The 12,273-nt window shown below is 36.8% G+C and carries 8 protein-coding genes; 4 read left to right on the top strand and 4 right to left on the bottom strand.

All coding sequences use genetic code 11. The features are described 5' to 3' along the window. Positions 1–247 precede the first annotated feature (247 nt). A complete protein-coding gene (gene msrA, locus CRS_RS08875) occupies positions 248–802 on the top strand; it encodes a peptide-methionine (S)-S-oxide reductase MsrA (RefSeq protein WP_142723684.1) in 555 nt (184 codons plus the stop codon). A gap of 195 nt (positions 803–997) precedes the next feature. On the opposite strand, the gene CRS_RS08870 is transcribed toward msrA, so the two are convergent. Continuing rightward, positions 998–2,758: a RagB/SusD family nutrient uptake outer membrane protein gene (locus tag CRS_RS08870; protein WP_142723683.1), complete on the bottom strand. Its 1,761-nt coding sequence runs from the start codon at positions 2,756–2,758 to the stop codon at positions 998–1,000. Between the two features lie 11 nt (positions 2,759–2,769). Then, complete coding sequence (locus CRS_RS08865) at positions 2,770–5,814, bottom strand: TonB-dependent receptor (protein ID WP_142723682.1); 3,045 nt, start codon at positions 5,812–5,814, stop codon at positions 2,770–2,772. Positions 5,815–6,143: 329 nt separating this feature from the next. On the opposite strand from CRS_RS08865, the gene CRS_RS08860 reads away from it, so the two are divergent. After that, positions 6,144–7,220 carry a phosphatidylinositol-specific phospholipase C1-like protein gene (locus tag CRS_RS08860; protein WP_142723681.1) on the top strand — a complete coding sequence of 359 codons (1,077 nt, stop codon included), beginning with the start codon at positions 6,144–6,146 and terminating at the stop codon, positions 7,218–7,220. A gap of 140 nt (positions 7,221–7,360) precedes the next feature. Here the strand turns inward: CRS_RS08860 and CRS_RS08855 are convergent, their stop codons facing one another. Then, positions 7,361–9,145, bottom strand: coding sequence for a metallophosphoesterase (locus CRS_RS08855; protein WP_142723680.1), 1,785 nt, complete (start codon positions 9,143–9,145; stop codon positions 7,361–7,363). A gap of 78 nt (positions 9,146–9,223) precedes the next feature. Beyond that, on the bottom strand, positions 9,224–10,036 hold the full coding sequence (locus CRS_RS08850) for a hypothetical protein (RefSeq protein WP_142723679.1): 813 nt from the start codon (positions 10,034–10,036) through the stop codon (positions 9,224–9,226). Between the two features lie 378 nt (positions 10,037–10,414). Here CRS_RS08850 and CRS_RS08845 point away from each other — a divergent pair, with 378 nt between their 5' ends. Then, positions 10,415–10,612: a hypothetical protein gene (locus tag CRS_RS08845; protein ID WP_142723678.1), complete on the top strand. Its 198-nt coding sequence runs from the start codon at positions 10,415–10,417 to the stop codon at positions 10,610–10,612. Positions 10,613–10,634: 22 nt separating this feature from the next. After that, a complete protein-coding gene (locus tag CRS_RS08840; protein ID WP_142723677.1) occupies positions 10,635–12,266 on the top strand; it encodes a tetratricopeptide repeat-containing sensor histidine kinase in 1,632 nt (543 codons plus the stop codon). Positions 12,267–12,273: the final 7 nt, after the last annotated feature.

Raw genomic sequence — 12,273 nt, 5'->3', positions numbered from 1 at the left:
TTTTTTAGGGTGCTTTTTATTTTTTAACCACAGATTACACAGGTTATCACAGATGATTATGCTGTATTTTTCTGGTGTTTATTTGCGAAAATATTCGTGTTATCTGTATTTAGAAATCATTTGTCATATCTATCATTACAATTTGAGTTTAAGACGTAAAATCGTGTTCAAATGAAAAAGTTTTTCCTATTTTTGATCAGCTTTTCCGGATAAAGGAAGAGAAAATAAAACAATATAATTACCTACAATGGACAACAATAATTTAGAACAGATTACTTTCGGGGGCGGATGTTTCTGGTGTGTAGAAAGCTGTTTCAATATGCTGAAAGGGGTACAATCTGCTATTTCAGGATATTCAGGCGGACATAAAGATCATCCGACTTATCAGGAGGTATGCACAGGTGAAACCGGACATGCAGAAGTGGTACAGATTACTTATGATCCGGCTGTTATTTCTTACGAACAGTTAATGGATGTATTTTTCTTCCTTCATGACCCCACCCAGCTGAACAGACAGGGAAATGATATCGGAACCCAATACCGATCTGTTATTTACTATAAAGATGATGCTGAGAAGGCAAAAGCCGAAGAAGCCATTAAAGTGTCTCAGGAATCCGGAAGATGGGAAGGTACTTATGTCACAGAGCTAACGAAATTCGATAAATTCTGGCCGGCAGAACAATATCATCAGGGATATTATAATGAAAATCCGACACAACCTTATTGCAGTGCTGTAGTAGGGCCTAAAATTCAGAAGTTTAAAAAACATTTCGGAGAATTGGGAATGCTGAATGCAGAGTAAACCTTACAGCTTTATCTTTTGGCTAAAGCCGAAGGATGGCAGAGGTTTCGATTAAACGGACTAAAGTCCGTTCCTATTGAAATTTAATATCGAAACAGAGGCGGGATTAAGACAAAATCCATATAAAAATAACAGAAGCGAAGAGAGAACTCTTCGCTTCTTGTTTGGCGCAAAAATAATTGTTATATGAAAAAACTAATATCCGGGATTCTGGGTAAAATCTTTTGAAGCATCAATGGTTGCCTGAGGAATCGGAAAAATTCTCCTGAAAGGCTGAGAAGCCGGCTTAGCTGTTCCAGGCAAATCAAATTTCCCAAATCTGATCATGGCCTTTCTTCTGTACATTTCCCAATACAGCTCATATCCTGATTCTTTAAACAGCGTATTCAGATCCAAAGAAGTAATAGCAACTCCCGGCGCATTGTTCTTTAAAGCATCATTCGTTCTGCTGGTTCTCAGTTTATTGACATCCGCCAAAGCAGCGGATAGATTTCCACTTCTTAAATAAGCTTCTGCCCTCATCATATAAATGGTTCCTAATCTATATAATGGTACATCCATTCCGCTGGTTCCGTTGTTTCCATAACCAGGATCGAATTCAAACTTAAAGTTCCTCACTCCTCTGTTGATCTGAGCCTGTGTAAATACAGATTCAGAAGGGTTATCAAAATTCAGGTCAGGAGTAAAGTCTGCGGCAAGGGTTGTATTTTTTTCAGTAAATAATTTATACACTTTAATTCTTCCGTCTGCTGTCATATCGAAGTTTCCGTCTGCAAGGATTTTAGGCCCGTATTGCTGTCCTACCTGTAACCCTCTGTTGAAATGAAACCATGGTTTTCCCGTTCCCTCCACTTTGCTGGACGAAGGTACACTTACATCTGTTCCGTCATTCCTGAACCAGGTCCCGTCTGCATACTGGTAAGATCTCTGAAAACGCGGATCATCGTGATTACCGTTCCATGAATAATAGAATTCCGGGGTGATACAGGAAGCATTCGTTCCTCTGTTATCCGGTGACGGTTTCTGGATTCTTTCCATGGACATGTATGCCAGATCATTATCTGAAGTTTTGTCAGTATTTTTTTTCTGAACAACTGAAAAGATCATTTCTTTACTCGTATCATTATTGATATCAAAATTGTGGAAATAATTGGATTCCAGACTGAAATTAGGATTATTGATCAGCAAATTGGAATATTCAATTACCTTATCCATATCTGTTCCCGAACCATTGACTGCCTGCTCCAAAAAGTTGAAGGTTCCTGCTGTTTTATTCTTCAAAACAGCCCTGTTCAGATACATATCCGCAAGGAATGCATACGCAGCCTGTTTGGTAAATCTTCCGGCATGGGTATTCTGGGTCTTAATATCTGCCAGATTGGGAATAAGTCCTTCTACTTCAGTAATCAAAGCATCAATAGTGGTTTCTGCTTTTCTGATCTGAATAGGAGCATTGATATTACCCGGATCTCTGTACGGAGCCTGCCCGAAAAGATCTATTGTTGTATAAGTGTAATAGGCCAATAAACCTTTTGCTTCTGCTAAAAATAAGGCTCTGTTGGTACTGTTGCTTTTTTCGATACTCGAAATGGCCGTCAGAGACTTTGTAATTCCGAAATTCAGCGAGTTCCAGGTTGTTTTCACAACATCATTACCTGCATCCCATGTGAATTCGTGCATGGCTCTCCATTTTCCGCCATCTCCCCAGTCACTTCCTCTTGTAGGTAATAATGCTTCATCAGTAGAATATTCCTGTAAAGCGAAGACATTTCCATGGTCAACAAAAGTACCGTCTCCAAGCTGCCCATAAGCTGCAGCAAGTGCCGCTTCAGGATCTGCTGTTTCAGAACCTAAAACCTCATCGATTACTTTTTCATCCAGATTGGTACATCCCATTAAAGACAGTACAGCAAAGGATAACACAATTTTATTAATATATAAAAATTTAGATTTCATGATTTTTTCAATTAAAATTTAACAGTAGCTCCCAGAATGAAGGTCTTGGCAGAAGGATAAGTGGTATAATCAATTCCCAGCGACTGGTTTCCGCTTACCTGCTTGTTGGTATCCACCAGCGGGTCATATCCTGAATAGCTTGTAATGGTCAACAGGTTTTGTGCGCTGACATACAGATTGATGCTTCTCAGAAATTTCAGCTGGCTGGTATCGAAAGTATATCCTAATCTTACATTATTCAACCTGATAAAATCTGACTTTTCAAGATAAAGTGATGACAGCTGAGGCTGGTTGGTAAAGCTTGCCCCGGAATCATAGAAGTTTTTCAGCACGTTTCTGTCTGAGGCTAAATTGTTGATATTTAAATCCAGTGCAGTATTATTCACAAGGTAACCTCCGGTTTGTCCGATGAAAGAAAATGCAAAATCAAATTTTTTGTATCTCATATAAGAATTGATTCCGAATGTAAAATTCGGGATGGCCCCTTCAAAGATTTTTCTGTCATTCTGATCAATTCTTCCGTCACCATTTATGTCTTCATAGATGTATTTTCCGTTGGCATCCACTCCCAGATAATTCAGCATATAAAAAGATCCTGCTTCGTAGCCGTTTTTATAAATATTGGCGGTAACTCCGGAAAGCCCGGGTCCCGAAACTTCTCCTGAGTAGATGGCAGAAACCGGAAGGTCTTTCACTACATTATTGACTGTAGCTCCGTTGACATCAACATTCCATGTGAAATTTTCAGTCTTGATAATTTCTGAACCTAAAGAGAATTCAAATCCTTTATTGACAATTTTTGCATCAACATTTTTCCAGACTGTACTTGTAGGACTCAAAGGCCTCGAAGGAATATTCAGGATAGGATCTTTCGTTGTTTTATTATAATATTCCAATGATCCGTACAATTTGTTTCTCCACAAGCTGAAATCTGCACCAATATTGGTCTGTTCTACCACTTCCCACTTCAAATCCGGATTAGGGGTCCTGTTGATCACAACTCCATTGATGAGGTTGAGGTTATCATACAGATAATAGCCTCCTGCTGGTGACAGGGAAGAACTCGCCTGGGTGATCTTGTTCGGAACTTCCTGGTTACCGGTTTGTCCCCAGCTTCCTCTTAATTTCAATTCATTAATAATTTGAGAATCTTTCAGAAAATTTTCATTGGAAATGGTCCAGCCTACTGCAACAGATGGGAAATATCCGTATTTGTTGTTCTGCCCGAAACGGGTAGAACCGTCAGCCCTTAATGAAGCTGTTAATAAATATTTTTTATCATAGTTGTAATTTATTCTTCCAAAATAAGACTGCAGCTCATTCTCCTGAGCATATCCCGCAGCCGGAACAAAGGCTTCTCCAGAATATCCCGGATTGATTTCCGGTGAAATACCGGCTCCCTGGCCGGCAATATTTTTCAACCCGAAATAGGTTCCTGTCGTTTTGAATTTCTGATAAGAGAAACCGCCTAACAAGCTGAAATTATGTTTGTTTAAACTCAGGTCATAGGTTAAATAATGCTCCAGCAATACATTATAAGAATCAAGGTTGGCCTGAACATACATTCCTTTCGGGGTTCTGTCTGTGATATTCGGATACATGGTTGTATTCCTCTCGGACATTGTTTTATCAATTCCTAAGTTGAATTTATAATTCAGTCCCGGTAAGATTCTTAATGTCGCCTCAGTATTTCCAAGAACTCTGAAAGTATTGGTTTTATCATTATAAACACTCAACAGGTACAGTGGATTGTAATGAGCGTTCATATTAAAGTTCGTATAGTTCCCGTTTTGATCATATACGGAACGTGTAGGATTTGCCATCAGAGCATGAATGATCACCTGGCCGTCAGAACCTGCATTGCCTCCATTCGGAATTCCTGTTTCTTTGATGTCACTTGCCGTAAGGTTGAGCTTGATTTTTAATCTCTTGTTATCAAAAAACGATTCTTCAGCATTCAGGCGGGCTGTTGTTCTTTTGAAACCGCTGTTCAGCACAATACCGTCCTGATCCATATGGGATATGGAAGCAAAATAGTTTCCTGTTTCCGTAGATTTTGAAAACGATACCGAGTGATTGGATGAAACGGCATTTCTGAAAATCTCATCCTGCCAGTCTGTGTTTCCTCCGTGATCATATAATTTGTTGATCCCTGCTGATCTGTATTCATCAGCAGTCATCAGATCCAGTTTTTTAATGACTGAAGAAAAGCCCAAATAGGTATCATAGGTAAACAAAGGTTCTCCTTTTCTTCCTCTTTTGGTTGTTACCAAAACAACGCCGTTGGATCCTCTGGCTCCATAAATAGCTGCCGCAGAAGCATCTTTCAATACAGTAATCGATTCAATATCACTGGTATTTAAAAAGTTTAACGGGTTTTTAGCCTGGGCATTTCCCAAACCGATATTCGGTGCGGTAGCACTTACGGCATCGTTACTCAAAGGAACTCCGTCTACAACAAATAAGGGAGTACTCCCGCTTCGGATGGAACCAATTCCCCTGATAGAAACATTCACTCCCGCTCCCGGTTCCCCACTGGACTGAACAATACGGACTCCTGCGATTTTTCCCTGCATCAGGTTATCAACAGAAATATTCATTCCCTCTTTAAAGTTCTCTGCCTTCAGCTGGCTTACTGCTCCTGTCAAATCAGACTTTTTCTGAGAACCATATCCTACCAGAGTCACCTCTTCAATAGAAGTAGATTGTTTTTTAGGCTCTAACTGTACAGATACCGAAGTGCCGGATATTTTGATCATTTGTTCTCCATATCCGTCGTAAGAAATGGATAAAGTCTGCCCGATACCGGCTGAGATGGTAAAGTTTCCTGATGCATCGGTAACAGCGGTATCCCCGGTTTCTACAACAGTAACTTTCGCCCCTTCTACTGCAACGCCATTCTGGTCTTTTACATTTCCGGAAATCGTTTCTTTTATCTGTGAAAACACAGGATACTTTGAAGTAAATCCTTTTGCATCGGCCTGATGAGACACCAGGAAAATTAATGCAACCGGAATTAGTCTTTTAAATTTAAAAAAATTAATTTTGTGGTACATATCAATAAGTAAAGTAATTGCAAGACGTTACATTGCTTATCAAAAAGCCGCTGTTGTTCCCGCAACAGTGGTTTTATTTTCAGGCAACGGTTAGTTTTTATTTCGGCATACAAAGTAAAAGGATCTACCACAATTTCATTTTAACATAATATTATCTTAAAGTCAACAAAATATAAATATCCCGGAGTGGGAAAATAGAAAACAATTAGCTATCAAACATTTATACGGTTATATTTTTCACGACTTTACGGAATTTTAAAAATTACTTAACATAATATATAGATCATTACCTGTAAAGAGTGATTAATTTCGTATTCAAAATGTATCCAATGAAAAAGGCTGTCTTTCTTGGCATCTGTTTATCTTCAATCAATCTGTTGTGGTCACAGTCTCAGCTTCCTGATGAATTAAAAATCAATGAAATTCAGGTCATTGGTTCACATAATTCTTATAAAAAAGCGATTCTGCCGGAAGTGTATCATTATTTATCTCAAAAAGATACTCTTAATGTACTTCCGAAAATTCAGTATGAACACATTCCTATCCTCAAGCAGCTGGATCTCGGGCTCAGGAACCTGGAAATTGATGTATATGCAGACCGTAAAGGAGGAAAATATGCCCACCCTAAAATTCTGGATCTGGTCCAAACAAAAGAGCCTTTCGATCCTGAAAATAAAATGAAAAAGCCCGGTTATAAGATGATCCATATTACAGATATTGATTACCAGACCTGGTACTTTACATTAGAAGACTGTCTGAAGGACCTGAAAAAATGGTCAGACAGCCATCCGGATCACGATCCTGTTTTTATAACCCTAGAGCCCAAAGACGGAAACGCCAATCAATTCGGAACAGAACCGGAACATTATACTTCTCAACTTTTTGACGACCTGGATCTTGAACTGAAAAAATATCTCGGAAAAGAAAAAATCATCACCCCGGATGATATCCGTGGCCCTTATCAAACACTGAACGAAGCAGTTATCAACACAAACTGGCCGAAAGTAAAAGACGCAAAGGGAAAATTCCTTTTTGTACTGGATAATAACGGGAAAAACAGGGATTTATATATTAAAGGTCACCCCTCTTTGAAAGGAAGAATGATTTTTACCAATTCTGCTCCGGGAACTCCCGAATCTGCTGTTCTTTTTATGAATGAACCGAAAAAAGATGATGCGATGATCAAAGATCTGGTCAAAAAAGGTTATATCATCCGTACCAGAGCTGATGCTGATACCATGGAAGCAAGAAGTGAAGACTACTCAAGGTTTGAAAAAGCAAAAGCAAGCGGAGCACAAATTATTACAACAGACTACTATTACCCGAGCAAGCTATTTAAATCCGGTTATAGAGTAAGCTTTGATCATAATACGTATGAAAGAATAAACCCCATAACAGGAAAATAATCCTGTTTCTGTCAGATTTATAATTGAGGAGGCTGTCTGAATGGGCAGCCTTTCTATTTTAAACACAAATAGCGCTAATGCTTTTCACAAATATTCACCAATCTGTAAGTATGAATTGAATGCTCTTAAAGCATTGTAAATTACAGCTTCCTTATTTCTTTTCTTTTTAAATCTATTTCAAAATGGTTTGCCGGATCTCCGTGGGAAAGTAATGAAAGGATTTTGAAAACAGATTTTAACTGCTGAATAAATGGATCTTTCGAGTTGTTATCTCTGTACAGGGTTTCCAATACATGATACTGCTTCAGCCTTTCTTCAGGAATATCCTTTTTTGCCAGCTCATCTGCAGACTGAAATTGATATACATCCAACAACAGATCATCAAAAGACCAATTTTTAAAATTCTCAGATTTGATTCCTTTAGCTTTTAGCCCTTTATTCTGAATAAGCAGAAGCAGATCTTCCCCATTCAACTCCTTTGCTTTTTTAATAAAATCTTCCGGCCAGTCATCGGGAATCATTCGTAAGCGAACCAGCTCTTTTAAATGAAAAAGCATGAAATCATGATACGATTTTGTCTTTAATATATCTTTATTCCAAAGTATTTTACCCGTATTTCTTTGTAAAGCATCATATTCTTTTTCATATAATGGAAACAATTCATCGAAACGGGGAACTTCGTCTAAAATCTCGGTCTGAATTTCCATCTTATCGGGAGACTGTATGGTCAGAACCTTATATGCCGGCAGATAAGCCGCCAGTGACGGGACCTGAATATTTACCAGAAACGTATCTCCCGTTTTTCTAATTCCAGTATCATTAATATGCATATGACCCGCAAAATGAATCTGCAATCCTGCCTCAGCAAATACTTTTGACACTTCCTCCTCCGGAACACGTTCCAGCTGCCACTTTTTTTCGCCCAATAAACTTTTAATTTCATGGGTTGCCCCATCATTAAAATCAATCATCGGATAATGGGTGAATGCAATCAGGGTTTTATTATTTTTCTTTGCTTCATCGGCAAGTTTCTTTACCCACTGTATTAAATGCTGCTTACTGGTCAGTACATTGTTATACCCGATGGCCGCTCCTTTATAATTTGATGGATTTGCGGGGTTTTCGCTGAGATTTTTCGGTATATAGGTATTGCCGTCAATAGCAATCATCCATACATCTTTCACAGGCTCAAAAACATAACTCAGATCCGGAACAGAAAATCCCTGGGCAACATCATACATTCTCTTCGAATAGTCTGCAGCCTGCAGCCCTTCTTCGTAAGAGTAATTCTCAGATGAACTGCCATCAAAGGGAGTACTCCAGAACAGGTCTTCTTTCTGAGGATAAAAACCAAAGTCTTTCAATTCATTTAAAATTTCAAGATATCCTGATTCAGCAATATCTTTTGTAATTACTTTCTCCGTTGATTTCCCCACATCTTTCCGGCTGTAAATTCCCAGTGGGTTTCCATCAGTTCCCAGAAAATCGTCTTTCCCTCCGTCATTTCGAAACGGTCCAACAGGATCATGGTTTCCTGTGGTTAAATAAAAACGGATTCCGTATCTCCCGTGATATTCTTCTAAAATTTTATGAAGTCCACGCAGATTATAAGCCTGCCCGTCATCTGAGAAATCACCGGGCATCGCTACAATTTTAATTCCTTTTACAGCAATATCATCCAGCGCTTTAAGAAAGGTAAAGTAATTCTCATTGAAGATTCTTGTGGAATGCAACTGAGAATCCATGGTTCTCAGAATGGTAGATTTTCCCGTTTTCGGATTGATAGTTCCCTTAAAATCATGGTCCGAAAAACTCCCGTACAGATCCTGGAAATGGACATCCGAAAGAAAAGCAATCTGCACGGGTTTCTGTGCCTGAAAAAGGGTAAATATCAATAATACAATAGTGAATATTCCTTTGTTCATCTTTAAAAAATAAGACGAAATTACAGGAATTGACAAGGAAATGTTTTAATTGAATTTTAAATAATTGTAAAAGATAGCCTACTCTACCATTAATAAAGGTTCTGCATTCTTACCAGCATATTTGGTGATCATATGTCTGCTTGCATCTCTCAAACTTTTACCATTATCAGGATTTATTCCATCCATTGTAAAAAACTCAACCACATTATCATACTTTGTATACCAGGAATTACCTAATCCATTTTCAACCGTCAGCGTATCCGGTCTGGTAATTTTCTTAAAATACTTTAGCTTGACAGTATCAACAGGTATTAATTGATGCTTTGGGTTTTTATCGTCACAGGATGTTAGCTTATATTCATTCCCATCCCAGTACATACATTGATTCTCTTTGCCAAATTTTATACCTCCATTTCCACCGTAAGAAAAACTTGCAAATAAAATTAAAACCATAGCTCCTATTCCCATTCCATTTTTTGCCATCTGTGGAATATTGAAGACAGGTTGGTTCTTTACCACTATCATGATATTTGACATTTTATCAGAAAATGAATTGCCTTTATTCACTGTGACATTTACTTCAGTATCTTCAGTATTATTTACACAATGTACTTTTCTTTCTTCTCGGTAATGTTTGAAATCATTAAAACCTAAATACCTGCTGAATAAGTCTAATGTAGCAGGTTTTATAGTTACATCCTCATTGTTATCCACTATAGACTGATAATATCCTTGCATAGTTCTATAGTTCAAAGGAAATCTAAATTCGTTTAATAATATTATTGACAAGTATTTAAAAATGCCACTTATTGAGCTTTCTGAACTATCCTTTTTTGCTTTAAAATGTACTTCTTGAAGTAATTCTTTTTTCTCTTGTAAATTTTCTGCCATGATCTTAGTAATTATTTGGAAAAATAAAAAGTTTTCACAAAAAAAATATGCGGAAAACCGTAAATATCAACATTTTAAAGTTTCCAAAATCTTACTAAAAAGCTACTACCCCCTGCTTTCCATTTTGATGCAATTTTGTAATCGAGATCAGGAACAAATACAAACATTAAAAATAAAATCTAAAAACTGATTTCAAAAATCACCAGATAAAACGGAGGAAAACTCCGGATTGGGAAGCAGATGTTTCTCCTCCGTTTTTGAAGGTTCACTTCCCTAAAAAATTAAGAAGCGCTTCGAAATTTTAATTGTGTACAGCCTGAGATAAATACATCTCAGGAGGAAGAAAAACAGTCAAAAAACTTCTAAAATTTTACGGAAATGATCGAGATTATATTGATGCTAATCGGTTTAGCATTCTCAAACAATAATGCCAATACTACAACTGCAAATGATAATAACCCAACTACTGTAACAACTCAATCTCAGGGAGATTCAACAGGATTGGGAGGAGATACAGGAGACACGGGAGGCAGCGATACGGGAGGAGAAACCCATCCAATACCTCCAAAAAAATAATAATATTTTATAATTTAGGGGAATGAAAAAAAATCATTCCCTATTTTTTTTGTTTTTTTTAATTATTTTATCCTGCAATAAAGATAAAACTCCATCGCTAGGTGATAAACTTTATAATCGAGCTAGTGATTTATATTATGAAAAAAAATATGACAGTGCTTTTGTAAAATTCTATAAAGCACACCAAGATTATCTTGATCATAAGGATAATGAAAATGCTGCAAAAGCAATGATATTTTTATCAATTATACAAAATGAAAAGGGAGATTATCTCGGCAGTAATGAAAGTGCCACTAAGGCAGCAAAACTTTTGAAAAAAGATGATGAGAATTTCGTTTCTATTTACAATCAATTTGGAAGAAATCATGATGAACTAAAGAATTATAAAGAAGCAATCTATTTTTATAATAAAGCTATTCCATATAGCAATGACGAACATTCTATTCTAGTTTTAAAAAATAATATTGGAATTATTAATCTAAAGCTTAAAAATTATAATGAAGCCGTAAAAATTTTTGAAAATGCATCTAAAAGTAACTGCGTTAAAGACAGTATTGATTTAGGAAATAAAATTTTAGATAATTATGCATACTCAAAATTTTTATTAAATGCTAACTACAATGCAGAAAATGAATTGACTTCAATTCTTGCCAATAAATTCAAAAGAAAAGATTTACAAGGAGTAAATGCTAGCTTAGCCCATTTATCAGATTACTTTAGTAAAAGAGATCAAAAGAAATCTTTAGATTATGCAAAAGCTATGTATGAGAATTCTAAAAGAACGGGTAGCCCAGAAGACCAACTAGATGCACTTAGAAAAATTATTAGAGTTGAAACAATTAATTTAAAACCTCTTTTTGAAAAATATCAAAATCTAAATGATAGTATTCAAAATGTTATCAATAATTCTAAAAGCCAATTTACATCTGTTATTTACGACGCCGAACAAAGTAGAGCTGAAGTTTTATCATCTAAAAACGAAATTCAAAGACAATATTTTCTCCTTGGCATATTAATTTTACTTATTACTATTACAACAATTGAATACAGAAGAAGACAAAAAAAACTTCAACAAGAAAAAGAAATCGAGGTAAAAAACACGCAGCTCAAAATGTCAAAGAAAGTTCATGATGTGGTTGCCAATGGGATTTACCAGGTGATGACAAAGATTGAAAATCAGGAAGATTTTGACCGGGATAAAGCACTTGACGAATTGGAGTTTGTATATGAAAAATCAAGGGATATTTCCTATGATAAAATTGGAGAAGAAAAAGAGTTCAGCAAAGTCGTCTCAGAGCTTATTGCTTCTTTTAATAATGATACGGTAAAAACCTTTACCGCTGGAAACAGTCCTGCGATCTGGGAGTCCGTTTCTCCTACAGTAAAAGAAGAAGTTTACCAAATGGTCCGTGAGCTGATGGTAAATATGAAAAAGCACAGCCAGGCCAGTCATGTTGCGGTTAAATTTGAAAAAATAAACAATGTCATTGAAATTCAGTACAAAGACAATGGAATAGGAATTCCGGGGGATCTTGTTTATAAAAACGGCTTACGTAATGCGGCATCCCGTATTGAAGCAATCAACGGAACCCTTACTTTTGAAACGAAAATTGAAAAGGGGCTGAAGGTAAATCTTTCATTCCCTGTCTCCTAACTATGCA

The organism is Chryseobacterium sp. ON_d1 (assembly GCF_006829085.1).
Lineage (GTDB): Bacteria > Bacteroidota > Bacteroidia > Flavobacteriales > Weeksellaceae > Chryseobacterium.
Note: the sequence above shows the minus strand (reverse complement) of the source record. Positions and strands in the feature narration are given on the sequence as shown.